Origin of the sequence: Roseibium sp. (genome assembly GCF_050301095.1) — a bacterium.
Lineage (GTDB): Bacteria > Pseudomonadota > Alphaproteobacteria > Rhizobiales > Stappiaceae > Roseibium.
This window is the reverse complement of the sequence record NZ_JBNKYW010000122.1, coordinates 1-15,642: the sequence shown is the minus strand read 5'-3', so window position 1 is coordinate 15,642 and position 15,642 is coordinate 1. Positions and strand designations below refer to the sequence as shown.

Below are 15,642 nucleotides of genomic sequence, written 5' to 3'. Positions count from 1 at the left end.
CCGCGGCGCAAGGCGGCCTGCACGAGGACGGCCGGGAAACCTATGGCCACAGTCTTGTGGTGGAGCCCTGGGGCGCTGTGATCGCGGAACTGGACCATGACGAGCCGGGCTATGTGCTGGCGGAGATCGATACGGACAAGGTGTCCAAGGCGCGGGGCCGGATCCCGGCAATCGCCAACGAACGGGCGTTCGACTGCCATGTCAGCGGCCTGAAGGAGATGCCGGCGTGATCAGATACACGCTCATCTGCGAAGCGGCCCATTCGTTCGAGGGCTGGTTCCGGAACTCCGGCGACTTCGAGGCCCAGTGCGGCCGCGAGCTGGTGGTCTGTCCGGTCTGCGGAAGTTCCGACGTCAAAAAGGCGCTGATGGCTCCGGCCGTTTCGACGTCGAGGAAGCGCGAGGCCATTTCGGCCTCTGCCGCAGCGGAGCCTGCGGCGCCTGCCCAAACGGAAGCAAGTGGCCCGGCCGCCGCCCCGGGCCAGACGCAACCGGCGGCTTTGCTGCCAACGGACGTGCGCCACCGCGAGATCGTCGAAGCCCTGCGTACGCTTCGGGCACAGGTGATCGCGAATTCGGAAAACGTCGGCAAGGGATTTGCCGAAGAGGCCCGCAAGATTCACTATGGCGAGGCCGAGGAACGCAGCATCTACGGGGAAACAACCCTTGAAGACGCCGAGGCGCTTCAGGAGGAAGGCATTTCGGTGTTGCCGCTGCCCGAACTTCCCGACGACAAGAACTGAAACGGCGGCCGGGGCACGCCACCCCGGCCATCACGCGTGACACACGACGGCGGTTCGGGCGGTAATGCCCGCGCTCACAAACCCCAAAATTGCGGTTGCAGGCCGTGTCAGACCGTATCAGGCTTTCCGCTTGCGTGCCGGTTTGGGCGATTGCGCTTCCGTGAGGCTTTCCTCGGCAGCCTTGCTCAGCTCGTTGACGTTTTCCAGGGCCGTTTCGTTGAGCGCCTCGACCGCCGCGGCATTTTCGCTGAAGCTGTTGCGGAACAGGGCTGCCTGTTTTTCGAAGTGCTCCTGATATTCACTGGCCATTCGGGAATAGAAATCCTGCAGCGTCGCCATGGTTTCCTCAGGCGCCGTGCACTGGCTCAGCGACTTGGCGCATTCGAAATCCTCATGCAGGCGGTGGCTGACGAAATTCATGTGATCGTCAAAGGCCTTTTCCGTATGGGACCAAAGGGTCTGACCCATTTTCTGGAAGCTCGCGACCGTCTTTTCCTCGATCCGGTCTTCCCGTTCTGCAAAGGCCCAGTTCGAAAAGGCCGGCAGCGGCGGCCAGTTGGTCATCATGGAGCTGAAATCGAAGGCACCCTGGGTTTTCTTGGTGGACATGGACCATCCTCCGCTTGTTGACCGGTGCACGGCGTCCGTTCTGTCCGCGGCAGATGCCGGGCTGGCATTTGCGGGAACGGCGGGTAGACGTGGCCGATCAGGTTGGCGTCTCTGAAGTGACGTAACTGTAGCGTCGGTTATAGCCGCATCCTTGATGAGGATCAAAGATGCGAAAAGTTCTTAATGCCGTTTGAAAGGTTCGGGAAGGTGTATTTTCTAAGTCTTATTTAGAAAATCGCGCAGCCTTGCGGTAACCTTGTCCGGTTCTTCCAGGGTCGAAAGGTGTCCGCTGCCTTCGATCACGGCCAGTTCGCTGCCGGGGATGTGTGCGTGGATCTCCTGCGAAATTTCAAGCGGGGTCAGCCGGTCGCCATCGCCGACGAGGACGAGTGCGGGACAGGCAATTTCCCCGAGCCTCGGCCGGGCGTCCATGCGGTTCATGAGGGCGGTCTGCTGGCGGATGAAGGCCTCCGGACCGGTGTCCATGGCCATGTCGACAACAATCGCCTTCAGGTCCTCGTCTTCCTCGCGGCGCTCGTGAACGAAGCCGGGATAAAGCAGGTGGGGAACCTTCTTGAAGCCCTTCTTGAGGGTCAGGTCGATCAGGAAGCTCCGCCGCTCGGTCTGGTCCGCCGTGTCGGCACGGGCGTTGGTGTCAAGCAGGGCAAGCTTGCCGACGCGTTCGGGCGCCTCGCGCATGATCTCCATGGCGACGTAGCCGCCCATGGAAAGTCCGATCAGTGAAAAACGGTCCGGTGCCTGCTCCAGGATGCTGGCGGCAATCGCCTCGATGCTGTCGTGTTCCCGATGGTTCGCTACCATGATCGGCCGGTCCGCGAAGGCAACGATCTGCGGGGCGTAAAGGGCTTCGGTGCAGAGCAGGCCCGGAACGAAGACGATCGGGTCGCTCATCCGGCGTCTCCCGGACGCTCGGCCAGCAGCATGTAGTTTACATCCATGTCCCGTGACTGTCCCCAGCTGTCGGTGAGCGGATTGTAGCTGACGCCGGTCCGGTCGGTGACGGTCAGGCCCGAAGCCTTCAGCGGGCCCTCGATTTCGGCGGGCTTGACCAGTTTCTCGTAGCTGTGGGTGCCCTTCGGCAGCCAGCGCAGCACGTATTCCGCGCCCACGATGGCAAGCGCATAGGCTTTCAGTGTGCGGTTGATCGTCGCGACGAACATCAGGCCGCCCGGGCGCACCATGCTTGAAGTCGCCTCCAGGAACAGCGGCACGTCGGCGACATGTTCCACCACCTCCATGTTGAGGACGACATCGAAGGTTTCGCCAGCGGCGGCCAGTGTTTCGGCGGTCTCGGCCCGGTAGTCGATGGCAAGGCCCGAACTCTGCATGTGGAGTTTTGCGATCTCGATGTTGGTTTCGGACGGGTCCGCGCCGACGACCTCGGCGCCGAGGCGGGCCATAGGCTCGCTCAGGAGGCCGCCACCGCAGCCGATGTCAAGGAAACGCAATCCCTTGAAGGCGTCGGCCGCTTTCGGGTCGCGGCCGAAATGGCGGCAGACTTCCTGCTTGATGTAGGTGAGGCGCACCGGATTGAACTTATGCAGCGGACGGAAATTGCCGGTCGGGTCCCACCATTCTTCCGCCATGGCGGAAAAGCGGGCGACTTCCTCGCTGTCGATCGTACCGGAATTCGCATGAGCCTTGCCTGTCATCGGACGATCCTTCCCAGACGTGGGGCCGCGGGACTGCGGCCGGTTGAGGTTTCTGATGCTGTCGTTCCCGTGTCTTGGCTCATTTGTCAAGGGATCCCGGATCATCGAGCTGTTGCAGCAAGGGAACTCTGCCTGTATGCATGTGCGCCGATCCATCCGGCGCGTCAGGCGCTTCCTGACACGACAAGAAGATTTAAGAGTGGTATGGCCCGACTGGTTTTAAAATTTGGCGGAACTTCGGTTGCCGATCTCGATCGCATCCGCAATGTCGCCCGCCACGTCAAACGGGAAGTGGATGCCGGCCATCAGGTTGCTGTCGTCGTTTCGGCCATGGCCGGACAGACCAACAAACTGGTGGAGTACTGCCGGGAGGCGTCGCCGCTTCATGATGCCCGCGAATATGACGCCGTTGTCGCTTCCGGCGAACAGGTGACCTCCGGCCTCCTGGCCATCGTGCTTCAGGACATGGGCGTGAACGCCCGCTCCTGGCAGGGCTGGCAGGTGCCGATCAAGACCGACGAGAATCATGGCGCCGCCCGCATCCGCGAGATCGACGGCAGCTTTCTGGTCGAGCGGATCGGACAGGGTCAGGTCGCCGTGCTGGCAGGTTTCCAGGGCGTGGCGCCGGACAACCGCATCGCCACGCTTGGCCGCGGTGGCTCGGACACCAGTGCCGTGGCCATTGCCGCGGCCATCAAGGCCGACCGGTGTGATATCTATACCGATGTCGACGGGGTCTATACGACCGACCCGCGCATCGTGCCGAAGGCGCAGCGCCTGAACCGCGTTTCCTTCGAGGAAATGCTGGAAATGGCCTCTCTCGGTGCGAAGGTGCTTCAGGTGCGTTCCGTCGAGATGGCGATGGTGCACGGTGTCAGAACATTCGTGCGCTCCAGTTTCGATGATCCGGAAGCGCCCCAGGTCGGCAATGACGGCCTTCCGATTGGTACTCTTATTTGCGACGAGGACGAACTCGTGGAACAGCAGGTTGTCACCGGCATTGCATATGCCAAGGACGAAGCCCAGATCTCAATCCGTGACGTGGCCGACAAGCCGGGCGTAGCCCAGTCGGTATTCGGTCCGCTGGCGGATGCCAATATCAACGTCGACATGATCGTCCAGAATATTTCGCCGGACGGAAAGCAGACAGATATCACTTTCACCGTGCCCGAAGCCGATTACGAGCGCGCCAAGAAGGTGCTGGAAGACAACCGCACGGAGATCGGATTCCAGAACCTGGAAGGGGCCACCGACGTCGTGAAGGTGTCGGTGATCGGCATCGGAATGCGCTCGCATGCCGGTATCGCCGCTCAGTGTTTCAAGGGCCTCGCGTCCAAGGGCATCAACATCCGCGCCATCACGACCTCGGAAATCAAGATCTCCGTGCTAATAGATTCAGCATACGCAGAACTTGCGGTGCGGACTCTCCATTCGCTATACGGGTTAGACGGATAGTTCATCCGGTAAGCGGGCTCCGGCAACGGATCAGGGCCGGAGCTTGCCCGAAACGGGATCACACGGGGACGCGATGCGCAGCAACCTAGCCGGACCGCGCCTTTTGCTTCGCCGGCTCCGTGAAGTCATGGCGGAGCCGATCACGGCGCAGGAGCGACTCGACAAGATCGTGGTGCTGATCGCGTCGAACGTGGTGGCCGAAGTGTGTTCGGTCTACATCCTGCGCGCCGACGGCGTCCTGGAGCTCTATGCGACCGAAGGCCTGAATCGGGAAGCGGTTCACAACGCCTCCCTCAGGGTCGGGCAGGGGCTTGTCGGACTGATCGCGGCCGAGGCCCGGCCGCTGAACCTGCCGAACGCCAGCGCCCATCCCGGATTCGCCTATCTGCCGGAAACCGGCGAGGAAGCCTATAATTCGTTCCTTGGCGTGCCCATTTTGCGGGCAGGCCGTACGCTCGGCGTCCTCGTGGTGCAGAACCAGTCGCACCGGACCTACCTGGAAGACGAGGTCGAGGCGCTGCAGACCACCGCAATGGTAATCGCCGAAATGGTGGCCGCCGGCGAACTGGAAGCAATCGCCCAGAAAGATACCGGGCTCGATATGTCCCGCCCGATTTCCGTGAACGGTGTCGGCCTTGCCGAAGGGGTGGGCCTTGGCCACGTGGTTCTGCACGAGCCCCGCGTGGTCATTACCAACCTGATTGCCGAGGACAGCGACAAGGAAAAGTCGCGTCTCGAGGCGGCCGTCAACCGATTGCGCCTTTCCATCGACGATCTTCTGGCCAGCGGCGAGATCGCGGCCACCGGCGAACATCGCGAAGTTCTCGAAGCCTACAAGATGTTCGCCTATGACCGGGGCTGGATCCGCAAGATCGAGGAAGCGATCCGTAATGGTCTGACAGCCGAGGCGGCCGTTGAAAAGGTGCAGAGCGACACGCGTGCGCGCATGCTGCGCCAGACCGACCCCTACCTGCGCGAGCGGCTGCACGATCTCGACGATCTGGCTCATCGCCTGATCCGCGAACTGATGGGGCACGAGCACGGCCCCGGCATCGACGAACTGCCGCAGGACGCGATCATCGTCGGCCGCAACATGGGGGCTGCCGAGCTCCTGGACTACGGCCGCGACCGGATCCGGGGGCTGGTTCTCGAGGAAGGCGGGCCGACCAGCCATGTGACCATCGTTGCCCGGGCGCTCGGTATTCCGACGGTCGGCATGGTGGAGGATATCGTCAGCCAGGCGGATGCGGGCGATGCGATCATCGTGGACGGAGACTCGGGCGAAGTGCACCTGCGCCCGGCAACCGATCTTGAACATGCCTATGCCGAAAAGGTTCGGTTCCGCGCCCGGCGCCAGGCGCAGTACCGCCGCCTCAGGAACAAGCCGTCGGTCACCAGGGACGGTGTGGAATTTTCCCTGCAGATGAATGCCGGCCTTCTCGTCGACCTGCCGCATCTGGCCGAGTCGGGTGCTGCCGGAGTCGGCCTGTTCCGTACCGAACTGCAGTTCATGGTCGCTTCTTCCTTCCCGCGCATGCGCGAACAGGAAGCGCAATACCGGCAGGTTCTGGATGCCGCCGACGGCAAGCCGGTGACCTTCCGCTCGCTGGATATCGGCGGCGACAAGGTTCTGCCTTATCTGCGCTCCATCCAGGAAGAGAACCCGGCCATGGGCTGGCGCGCCCTCAGGCTCGGACTGGACCGTCCGGGGTTGCTGCGCACGCAGATCCGGGCCTTGCTGCATGCCGGGGCCGGCCGCGACCTGAAACTGATGTTCCCGATGGTTGCCGAAGTCGATGAATTCCTGCAGGCCAAGGAACTCGTCGACAAGGAAGTCAAGCACCTGCGCCGTCACGGTCATGCCACGCCGGAGAACATACGGCTGGGCGTGATGGTCGAAGTGCCTTCGCTTCTGTTCCAGCTCGAAGAGCTGATGGCCTATGTCGATTTCGTATCGGTCGGTTCGAACGACCTGTTCCAGTTTTTCTGCGCCGTGGACCGGGGCAACACCCGCGTCGCCGACCGGTTCGACACTCTGAGCGTTGCTTTCCTCAGGGCCTTGAAATCCATCGTCGATGCGGCAAATAAAGCGCATGTTCCCTTGACCCTGTGCGGTGAGCTGGCCGGACGTCCGCTCGAAGCCATGGCGCTTGTCGGGCTCGGGTTCCGGGACCTGTCGATGTCGCCCGCGGCCCTCGGGCCGGTGAAGGCGATGCTGCGCACGCTTGACGTCGGCCGCTTGTCGGCACGCCTTCAGCCAAGGCTGGAGCCGGGGCACGATGACAGGAATATCCGCGAAGTGTTGAAGCGGTTTGCCGCCGAGACGGATGTCGCCCTCTAGCGGGCACTAGGGTACGTACAAGATTATGTGTCCGTACCCTGGCGTAACTCACCTGAAAAACAGGTAATTAGGAGAAACTGCGCGGATGCTGGCGCGTCACAAACTCGATAATCTGCTGGACCGGTTTGCCGAGATCGAACACTTGATGTCGTCGAACCCGGATCCCGCTGCCTATGTGAAGCTGTCGCGCGAATATGCCGGGCTGGAGCCGCTGATCGCCAGGATTCGGGCGCTGAGGAAGGTCGAAGAGGATCTGGCGGGGGCAGAGGCCTTGCTGTCCGATCCCCAGACCGATGCGGAAATGCGCGAACTGGCGGAGCTTGAACGCGATGAACTGGCGGAACGCCTCGAAGAACTGACGCAGGACGTGCGGATCGGGCTATTGCCCAAGGACGAGGCGGATGCCAACGACGCCATCCTGGAAGTGCGCGCAGGTACCGGCGGCGACGAAGCCGCGCTGTTTGCCGGAGACCTTTTCCGAATGTACCAGCGCTACGCCGAACTTCAGGGCTGGAAGGTGGAGATCCTGTCCGCCAGCGAGGGTGAAGTCGGCGGCTACAAGGAAGTGATCGCTTCGGTTTCCGGCGACAACGTGTTTGCCAGGCTGAAATTCGAATCCGGTGTGCACCGGGTCCAGCGCGTTCCGGCCACCGAGTCGGGCGGGCGCATTCACACGTCCGCCGCGACCGTCGCCGTTCTCCCTCAGGCTGAAGATGTCGACGTCGACGTTCAGGAAAGCGATCTCAGGATCGATACCTACCGCGCTTCCGGCGCCGGTGGACAGCACGTCAATACGACAGACTCCGCCGTCCGCATCACTCACCTGCCGACGGGCATCGTGGTTGCGGTCCAGGACGAACGCTCCCAGCACAAGAACAAGGCCCGGGCCATGCAGCTTCTGCGGGCGCGCATCTATGACGAGGAACGCGAACGGGCGGCAAGTGAGCGCACGGAAGCCCGGCGCCTCCAGGTCGGTTCCGGCGACCGCTCCGAACGGATCCGGACCTACAACTTTCCGCAAGGGCGGGTAACGGATCACCGCATCGGACTGACCCTCTACAAGCTGGACCAGATCATTGCCGGGGAAGGTCTTGGCGAAGTGATCGACGCGCTGATCGTCGACCACCAGGCCAACCTGCTGGCGAGCGAAGAAGCTTAAGGGCATGCAGACCGGTGCGCTCTACCGGCTGGTCCGGGACAGGTTCCGCGCAGCCGGTCTGCCCACGCCCGAGCTCGACGCGAAGCTGCTTGTCAGCGCCGCGCTTTGCCTTGCGGTTTCGGACCTCATCCTGAGAGAGCACGACGAGGTTGGCGAAGACGCGCAAGCCCGGGCCTTGTCCCATGCGGAAAGCCGACTTGCGGGCATGCCGGTCGGCCGGATCCTGGGGGAACGGGAATTCTACGGGCGGCGTTTTCTCCTGAACACCGCGACGCTCGAACCACGGCCGGACACGGAGACCCTGATCGACGCCGTTCTTGCGCGAAGTGACCCGGACGCGGCCCTGACAATGTGCGACATCGGTACCGGAACGGGCGCGATTGCGGTCACCTTGCTTTGCGAAATGCCGCGCAGCCGGATGATCGCCGTCGACCTCTCCGAGGAGGCGTTGACCTGCGCGATGGCCAACGCGAGGCTTCACGGCGTCGCGGAGCGGCTTCTGCCTGTGCGCGCGGACTACACTTCAGCCTTGCGGCAGGCGGGAGACGGCGGTCTGGACTGGGTGATCAGCAATCCGCCCTATATCCGCACCGCCGTTCTTGCGAGCCTGTCCGAGGAAGTGACCCGCCACGACCCCGTCCTGGCGCTGGACGGTGGAGAATCGGGTCTCGAGGCCTATCGCCGGATTGTCGCGGATGCGGAATATCTTCTGGGTCCCGGCGGCGGGATTGTACTGGAAATCGGCTTCGATCAGGCGGAGGATCTGAAAAAACAGCTGCGTCATCATGGCTTTGGAGCGATTGAAATCATTAAGGATCTCGCCGGGAACGACCGGGTCGCCGTCGCCCGGAAGTCATAAATCCACCGTTTTCAGGCAAAGGTGAAAAAGCGCTTGGAAATCGGGGCGGAAACGGGTAGGTTCAACACGCCGAGACCGGAGATGTGATCAGCGTTCAGCGGGGCATACGCATCCGGCAGTGTGGGGACAAGCGCAGTTACAGCGTGAAGGAAACCACTGCATTTCGGACTATCCGGTATTTCGGACTGTCGAAGAAAAAGACAAGAGCGTTGGCCTCTGGCCTGTGACGCGCTGCGAGTGTTTTCAGTGACAGCCGCTAACCAGCACGGTTGGTTTCGGCAAGTATTTCGTATCGGTTTTAGGCAATTCCGATGTTGGGTCAGCATATGCTGATCGCCGTTCCGCAAGAGAAAACGGCAGGATGAGACCAGGAAATCAAAGCAATAAGCGCATGCGCGGAAGGGGCCGCAAGGGTCCTAATCCGTTAACCCGGACTTACGAATCCAACGGTCCTGATGTGAAAATCCGCGGCACAGCGATGCACATTGCGGAGAAGTATCAGCAGCTGGCCCGCGATGCCCAGGCATCGGGCGACCGCGTGATGTCCGAGAACTACAATCAGCACGCGGAACACTATCTGCGCATCGTGGCTGCTGCGCAGCCGCAGCAGCAGCCGTCCGCGCAGCCGTCCTTACGCGGCGACGCGGAGGACAGCGGGGATCAGGCCGTAGCAAATGGCGCAGGTTCTGTGAACGGCGCCGAGCGGCAGAACTCCGAACGTGTTTCCGCTGATGGCGAGGTCGTTGACGCAGACAGCCCGCAGCCGTTTATCGAGGACATGCCGGTCATCAATCAGGAAGGTCAGGTCAACGGCGCCGGTCAGAAAGCTGACGGCGATGGAGGCGAAGCGGACGAAAAACCGCGCCGCCGGACCCGCACGCCCCGCGCACGGGCACCTCGCAAGGAGGCTGCCGAAGCCGCTGAAGCCGGGGCATCCGGACCGGAAGGCACCCCTTCGGGGGAAGATGCGTCTTCCGAGGAAGAACAGCCGAAGCCACGCCGCCGGGCCGCCCGGCCCCGCAGGGTCAAGGCCGCCGACGAGGCCCCTGCCGAGACCGCAACGCCGGGCGAATAATCGCCCGAAACAAGGTTTTACCGGAAAAACGGCGCCCAATCGGGCGCCGTTTTTGTTTGTGCCGTCTTTTCGCGGATGGGGGCTTTTGTTGTGAATTTGCAACACTATATTAGGGGAGCAGTGCTTTCGAAGGCTGCACGGATGCCCGGATCAGGGGTCCGTATTCCATAACGTTCCCCACGCTTCGGGTGGTGCGGACGGGCAGGAGGTATCTTATGAACTTTGAGAAATACACCGAGCGTGCCCGCGGTTTCATTCAGTCGGCACAGACATTTGCCCTTGGGCAGGGTCATCAGCAATTCACACCCGAACATATCCTCAAGGTGCTTCTCGACGATCCGGAAGGCATGGCGAACGGCCTGATCGAACGGGCCGGCGGGCAGGCCAGGGCGCTCAAGGGCGAACTGGACGATCTGCTTGAAAAGATGCCCAAGGTTTCGGGCGGTTCGGGGCAGCTTTATATGGGCCAGGCGACAGCCCGGCTGTTCGACCAGGTCGAGAAGATCGCAGACAAGGCGGGCGACAGTTATGTCACCGTCGAACGCCTGTTGCTGGCGCTTGCCATGGCGGGCGACAGTGATGCCGGCAAGCTCCTGAAGCGCCATGGCGTCACGCCCAACGGCCTCAACGAGGCCATCAACCAGTTGCGCCAGGGCCGGACCGCGGACAGTGCCACTGCGGAAAACCAGTATGAGGCCTTGAAGAAGTATGCCCGCGACCTGACCCAGGTTGCCCGGGAGGGCAAACTTGATCCCGTGATTGGCCGCGACGAGGAAATCCGCCGCACGATCCAGGTTCTGTCCCGCCGGACCAAGAACAATCCGGTGCTGATCGGCGAGCCGGGCGTGGGCAAGACGGCGATCGCCGAAGGACTGGCGCTCCGCATCGTCAACGGCGATGTGCCGGAATCGCTGAAGGACAAGCAGCTTCTGGCCCTCGATATGGGCGCGCTGATTGCCGGAGCGAAATACCGCGGTGAATTCGAGGAGCGGCTGAAGGGCGTGCTGTCGGAGGTGCAGGCGGCTGCCGGCATGATCATCCTCTTCATCGACGAGATGCACACGCTGGTTGGCGCCGGCAAGGCGGAAGGCGCAATGGATGCGTCCAACCTGCTGAAGCCCGCGCTTGCGCGCGGAGAACTGCACTGTGTCGGTGCGACGACGCTTGACGAGTATCGCAAGCACGTGGAGAAGGACGCGGCTCTTGCCCGCCGGTTCCAGCCGGTGTTCGTCACCGAGCCGACGGTCGAGGACACGATTTCGATCCTGCGCGGCATCAAGGAAAAATACGAACTCCACCACGGTGTCCGGATTACGGATTCAGCCATCGTCGCGGCGGCGTCCCTTTCCAACCGCTACATCACCGACCGGTTTCTGCCGGACAAGGCAATTGACCTGATGGACGAGGCTGCCAGCCGGCTCAGGATGCAGGTGGACAGCAAGCCGGAGGAACTGGACGAACTGGACCGCCGCATCATCCAGCTCAAGATCGAGCGGGAAGCGCTCAAGGTCGAAAACGACGAAGCGTCCAGGGACCGTCTGGCGAAGCTGGAAAAGGAACTGACGGACCTTGAGGAAAAGTCGCAGGTCCTGACCGGCCGTTGGCTGAGTGAAAAGGAAAAGCTGAACCTTGAACAGAAGATCAAGGAACAGCTGGAACAGGCCCGGATCGACCTGGAAATCGCTCAGCGACGTGGCGATTTGGCCAAGGCCGGCGAGCTGGCCTATGGCGTTGTCCCGGATCTGGAGCGCAAGCTGGCCGAAGCCGAGGCGTCGGAGGATGCCGATGCGATGGTGGACGAAGCGGTCACGCCGTCTCACGTTGCCCAGGTGGTGTCGAAATGGACCGGAATTCCGGTCGACAAGATGCTGGAAGGCGAACGCGAGAAGCTTCTGAAGATGGAAGACGTCCTGGCGACCCGTGTCATCGGTCAGGGGGAAGCGATCCATGCTGTGTCCACAGCCGTTCGCAGGGCGCGGGCAGGTCTGCAGGACCCGAACCGGCCGATCGGCTCGTTCATGTTCCTGGGACCCACCGGCGTCGGCAAGACGGAGCTCACCAAGGCGCTTGCCAGCTTCCTCTTCGACGACGACAGCGCGATGGTCCGCATCGACATGTCGGAATACATGGAGAAACACTCCGTTGCCCGGCTGATCGGCGCACCTCCGGGTTATGTCGGCTACGAGGAAGGCGGCGCCCTGACCGAAGCCGTCCGGCGGCGGCCCTATCAGGTGGTTCTCTTCGATGAGATCGAAAAGGCACACCATGACGTCTTCAACGTGCTCCTTCAGGTGCTCGACGATGGCCGACTGACCGATGGCCAGGGCCGGACGGTCGATTTCCGCAACACGCTGATCATCATGACGTCGAACCTGGGATCCGAATATCTGGTCAATCAGCCGGAAGGCCAGGATACCGATGCCGTCCGGGACGAGGTGATGGGAACCGTGCGCGGGCATTTCCGTCCGGAGTTCCTCAACCGGCTCGACGAGATCGTGCTGTTCCACCGTCTGCAGCGGTCCCAGATGGCCGATATCGTCAAGATCCAGCTGGAGCGGCTGCGCAAGCTGCTGGTCGAGCGCAAGATCACGCTGGAACTGGACGACAGCGCCCTCGGCTGGCTGGCGCAGAAGGGCTACGATCCCGCCTATGGCGCGCGTCCCCTGAAGCGGGTGATCCAGAAGGACGTTCAGGATCCGCTGGCCGAAAGGTTGCTGGCCGGAGACATTCTGGACGGGCAGTCGGTCACTGTTTCTGCCGGTGGCGACAGACTGGTCTTTCAGGTTGAAGGATCGGAAATCGCCGCAGCCTGAGGCGGCGCTGCGAGCATAAAAAGGCCCGCGGGACCAAGGTTCCGCGGGCCTTGCTTTTCAGCCTGGTTCCCATCAACAGCGTCCGGGATCAGTTGATCGCCGCGATCCGTGAGGGTTTGCGTGCGCGCTCGAGCAGAGTGTCGACCCGATAGCGCTCTTCCTCGAAGGCCGTGCGCATTTCCCCGTCCAGTGTCCGTCCCTTGGGCAGCTTGATCCGCATCGGATCGACGTAGCGGCTGTTGACAAGGACCTCGTAGTGAAGGTGCGGGCCAGTGGAAAGGCCTGTCGAGCCGACATAGCCGATGATCTGGCCCTGGGTGACGCGGACGCCTTCCTGGATGCCGTTTCCGAAGCCGGACATGTGATTGTAGGTGGTCGTGTAGCCATTGGTGTGGCGCAGTTCGATGCGCCGGCCGTAGCCAGAACTCCAGCCGGCCTTGATGACCGTTCCGTTGCCCGCGGCCATGATCGGGGTGCCGCGTGAGGCAGCCCAGTCGACGCCGCGGTGCATCTTGGTGTAGCCGTGGATCGGGTGACGGCGCATGCCGAAGCCCGAGCGGAACACGCCGCCATTCAAGGGCTTGCGGATCAGGAACTTCTTGGCGCTCTGGCCGGAGGCGTCGTAGAAATCGGTAACACCGTCGTCTGGCGTCCTGAAGCGGTAGAACTCGCGCTTGGTGTTGCCGGTATTGAGCGCAGCATAAAGGATCTTCGGTCCGTTGTTCTCGTCGCCCTCGGTGAAGAACAGCTCGATCGCATCCCCGGGCTGGACCCGGGCGTTGAAGTCGACGTCGAAGGAGAACATGCGCACGAGGTCGTCGATGATCTCTTCGGGCATGTCCTGTTCGAGAGCTGTCTGATAGATGCTGTCGTAGATCGCGGGTGTCGGGCCGCCATAGGAAACCCGGTCCGCTTCCGCGAAAGCGTCTGCCAGGAAGGTGCTCGGTTCCATGGCCCGGACGTAGCCACCGCTGTCGGAACGGGCGACCGTCGCAAGGTGGTCGGTTTCCCTGTAGAGGCTGACGCGCTCGGGGCGCATCCGCTCCAGATCGTCCGGCGAGGGGGCGAAGGCGATCCGCAGCCGCTGCCCGTCGGCAAGTTCGGAGATGCCGAAGTTGCTGCGGAAGGCGGCGGCGATGTTTTGCGCTTCGCTCTGGCGTGCTTCGTGGTCCATCAGCAGGTCGATCAGATCCTGTCCCGCACTGACGGGCACAATGCTCTCCTCCATGCCGGCAAAGCGGATCTCTTCGTCGCGCTTGGAGACGAAAGACACGTTCTCGGGCGTGATACGGACCGCATAGCGTTCCAGGTCCGGCTGCATGGCCAGATTGAAGTCGAAGCGGCCGGGGTCGACCAGGGATTTGGCGGCCATGTCCACGGCATCGATGGAAAGGGTGCGGGCGGTGTCGCGTACAGCCAGTTCGACTTCGGCCTCGGACGGGGTCCTGTCAAAATTGATGGCGGCGCTGGCGGCCGGGAAAGGCGTCAGGCTGATGCTGACTTCGCTCTCCAGCTTGGCTCCGTAAAGGGAGTCGGCAAGGAGCGCCGTGCCGGTGTCTCCCAATCCCGAGGGGGCATCGTCATCCCTGTTGTCGGCGAACATGTTCAGGGGATTGAAGGATGGAATGCGCGCGGCGAATTCGGGATCCTTGCGTGTCGCGAGGCTGGCGCTGACGAAGACATGCGGCTGGACGCGGATGTGATCCCGGTCGCCTTCCCGGGTGACCACATTGAGGTCGAGTACCTGCTTGCTGGAATACTCGGCTGCGGATCTGAGCACCCTGTCTCCCTTGCGTCCGCCCTTGCCCGAAGCCGTGATGCCGTTCAGGTAGGTGTCCGGGGAGGGGGCGGCTTCCACACTATACTGGCCGTCAAGTGCGGCCATCAGGGCGCCGCCCATGAGAAAGAGCGAGGTGACGCCGGTCAATACGGTGCCCGCGAGCCAGCGCAAGGATACCTGTCTGCGGTCGGACATGCCGCTCCGGCCTTCGTATCCGCGCAGCGGCGGCTCGTTCCCGAGCTCGATGCGTATCGTCTGCGCGCTATGGAAAGGGCCAAAATGCATATGTACCTGTCCGGTCCGTCCTACAGCCTGCCAGCGGATCAGCCGCCGACGCCGGTGCAAAGGCTGTTACCTTGAACCCGGCCTGACGACCTGTACCTGCTTCATGCAGTGTTTGAGTAAAAACGTCAAATGTTTCTGCGCGGCGAAAGCGGAGTCCCGTCGCGGCGGGTAAGTCCGTAAAGACAGAATTTGACGGTTCTGTGATGGCGTTAATGCGCAAGACGGCCTTTCCCCGGTAACCCGTAACCGCGCCCGGAGCGGAACAGGCCCTGTACGGGTCGTGAAGCGGCGTGGATGGACTTGCTGTCCGCAGGGATTTCCGGGAACTGCCGAAAACCGCCTTCAGGTGGAGCTTATATATCCTTCAGGTGGAGCTTATATATAATGTGTGGAGGTCAGTTGCCGGACATCGGATCTGATGCGCCCGAGAGGCGGGAATACGGCTGGACCTGGATCGCCGAAAAGGTCTAACTTTATGTAATTAATAAGAGAATTTATAAAAACAGCGTTCTGTGAATCTTTTTTGACAAAGTGTGTTGACTCCGGTTCGGGGCCTGCGTATAACCGCGCTCATCGACGGCGGCGCCGCCAACACGGCGCTCCTCGCTGTCGGTTCTACCGGACATCATCGTCGCTCAAACCTGGCAACAGGAAGCAGACTTGACGTCTTTGGTTGAGGGCCTAAGTGCCACATTCACGGCAAGTGAATGGTTCTTTGACAATTTGATATTTGAAGGAAGGGAAGCGTAGGCGGCGTTGGCCTTGCGATCCTCGGCGTGAGTTGAGGGTTTTAAGGAGTTACGCAGGTACGCTGATCTTTCAGACAAGGAAGCCGATTGGGTCGGACGGGT

The 15,642-nt window shown here is 62.0% G+C and carries 12 protein-coding genes; 8 read left to right on the top strand and 4 right to left on the bottom strand.

Annotated features, from left to right (window positions below):
• Both ACQY7U_RS11250 and ACQY7U_RS11245 read left to right on the top strand, forming a co-directional pair.
• A partial coding sequence (locus ACQY7U_RS11250) for a nitrilase-related carbon-nitrogen hydrolase (protein ID WP_428644486.1) occupies positions 1 to 230 on the top strand: 230 nt, incomplete at its 5' end.
• On the top strand, positions 227 to 742 hold the full coding sequence (locus ACQY7U_RS11245) for a DUF1178 family protein (protein ID WP_428644484.1): 516 nt from the start codon (positions 227 to 229) through the stop codon (positions 740 to 742). The genes ACQY7U_RS11250 and ACQY7U_RS11245, both read left to right, overlap by 4 nt.
• A gap of 117 nt (positions 743 to 859) precedes the next feature.
• Here ACQY7U_RS11245 and ACQY7U_RS11240 read toward each other — a convergent pair whose 3' ends face one another.
• From ACQY7U_RS11240 to ubiG, 3 genes are all read right to left on the bottom strand, one after another.
• Positions 860 to 1,351, bottom strand: coding sequence for a hypothetical protein (locus ACQY7U_RS11240; protein ID WP_428644482.1), 492 nt, complete (start codon positions 1,349 to 1,351; stop codon positions 860 to 862).
• A gap of 216 nt (positions 1,352 to 1,567) precedes the next feature.
• Complete coding sequence (locus tag ACQY7U_RS11235; protein WP_428644481.1) at positions 1,568 to 2,263, bottom strand: alpha/beta fold hydrolase; 696 nt, start codon at positions 2,261 to 2,263, stop codon at positions 1,568 to 1,570.
• Positions 2,260 to 3,024 (bottom strand): bifunctional 2-polyprenyl-6-hydroxyphenol methylase/3-demethylubiquinol 3-O-methyltransferase UbiG, encoded by a 765-nt coding sequence (gene ubiG, locus ACQY7U_RS11230; protein WP_428644479.1) that lies wholly within the window; start codon positions 3,022 to 3,024, stop codon positions 2,260 to 2,262. The genes ACQY7U_RS11235 and ubiG overlap by 4 nt, the downstream gene beginning before the upstream one ends.
• Before the next feature lie 204 nt (positions 3,025 to 3,228).
• Between ubiG and ACQY7U_RS11225 the strand changes: the two genes are divergently transcribed.
• The 6 genes from ACQY7U_RS11225 (at position 3,229) to clpB (ending at position 12,726) form a co-directional block, all read left to right on the top strand.
• Positions 3,229 to 4,479 carry an aspartate kinase gene (locus ACQY7U_RS11225; protein WP_428644477.1) on the top strand — a complete coding sequence of 417 codons (1,251 nt, stop codon included), beginning with the start codon at positions 3,229 to 3,231 and terminating at the stop codon, positions 4,477 to 4,479.
• A 73-nt stretch (positions 4,480 to 4,552) separates the two neighbouring features.
• Positions 4,553 to 6,820 (top strand): phosphoenolpyruvate--protein phosphotransferase, encoded by a 2,268-nt coding sequence (ptsP, locus tag ACQY7U_RS11220; protein WP_428644476.1) that lies wholly within the window; start codon positions 4,553 to 4,555, stop codon positions 6,818 to 6,820.
• An 85-nt stretch (positions 6,821 to 6,905) separates the two neighbouring features.
• The gene (gene prfA, locus ACQY7U_RS11215; protein WP_428644474.1) at positions 6,906 to 7,979 is read left to right on the top strand and encodes a peptide chain release factor 1; all 1,074 of its coding nucleotides are present in this window, start codon (positions 6,906 to 6,908) and stop codon (positions 7,977 to 7,979) included.
• Between the two features lie 4 nt (positions 7,980 to 7,983).
• Positions 7,984 to 8,838, top strand: coding sequence for a peptide chain release factor N(5)-glutamine methyltransferase (gene prmC, locus ACQY7U_RS11210; RefSeq protein WP_428644472.1), 855 nt, complete (start codon positions 7,984 to 7,986; stop codon positions 8,836 to 8,838).
• A 361-nt stretch (positions 8,839 to 9,199) separates the two neighbouring features.
• Positions 9,200 to 9,913: a DUF4167 domain-containing protein gene (locus ACQY7U_RS11205; RefSeq protein ID WP_428644471.1), complete on the top strand. Its 714-nt coding sequence runs from the start codon at positions 9,200 to 9,202 to the stop codon at positions 9,911 to 9,913.
• A 215-nt stretch (positions 9,914 to 10,128) separates the two neighbouring features.
• Positions 10,129 to 12,726 carry an ATP-dependent chaperone ClpB gene (clpB, locus tag ACQY7U_RS11200; RefSeq protein WP_428644470.1) on the top strand — a complete coding sequence of 866 codons (2,598 nt, stop codon included), beginning with the start codon at positions 10,129 to 10,131 and terminating at the stop codon, positions 12,724 to 12,726.
• 88 nt (positions 12,727 to 12,814) lie between these two features.
• Here the strand turns inward: clpB and ACQY7U_RS11195 are convergent, their stop codons facing one another.
• Complete coding sequence (locus tag ACQY7U_RS11195) at positions 12,815 to 14,791, bottom strand: M23 family metallopeptidase (RefSeq protein ID WP_428644469.1); 1,977 nt, start codon at positions 14,789 to 14,791, stop codon at positions 12,815 to 12,817.
• Positions 14,792 to 15,642: the final 851 nt, after the last annotated feature.

Coding starts and splice junctions, on each gene's coding strand:
- prfA (WP_428644474.1), top strand. CDS start 6,906: ATGCTGGCGCGTCACAAACTCGATAATCTGCTGGACCGGTTTGCCGAG.
- prmC (WP_428644472.1), top strand. CDS start 7,984: ATGCAGACCGGTGCGCTCTACCGGCTGGTCCGGGACAGGTTCCGCGCA.
- clpB (WP_428644470.1), top strand. CDS start 10,129: ATGAACTTTGAGAAATACACCGAGCGTGCCCGCGGTTTCATTCAGTCG.
- ACQY7U_RS11195 (WP_428644469.1), bottom strand. CDS start 14,791: ATGCATTTTGGCCCTTTCCATAGCGCGCAGACGATACGCATCGAGCTC.
- ubiG (WP_428644479.1), bottom strand. CDS start 3,024: ATGACAGGCAAGGCTCATGCGAATTCCGGTACGATCGACAGCGAGGAA.
- ACQY7U_RS11240 (WP_428644482.1), bottom strand. CDS start 1,351: ATGTCCACCAAGAAAACCCAGGGTGCCTTCGATTTCAGCTCCATGATG.
- ACQY7U_RS11205 (WP_428644471.1), top strand. CDS start 9,200: ATGAGACCAGGAAATCAAAGCAATAAGCGCATGCGCGGAAGGGGCCGC.
- ptsP (WP_428644476.1), top strand. CDS start 4,553: ATGCGCAGCAACCTAGCCGGACCGCGCCTTTTGCTTCGCCGGCTCCGT.
- ACQY7U_RS11235 (WP_428644481.1), bottom strand. CDS start 2,263: ATGAGCGACCCGATCGTCTTCGTTCCGGGCCTGCTCTGCACCGAAGCC.
- ACQY7U_RS11225 (WP_428644477.1), top strand. CDS start 3,229: ATGGCCCGACTGGTTTTAAAATTTGGCGGAACTTCGGTTGCCGATCTC.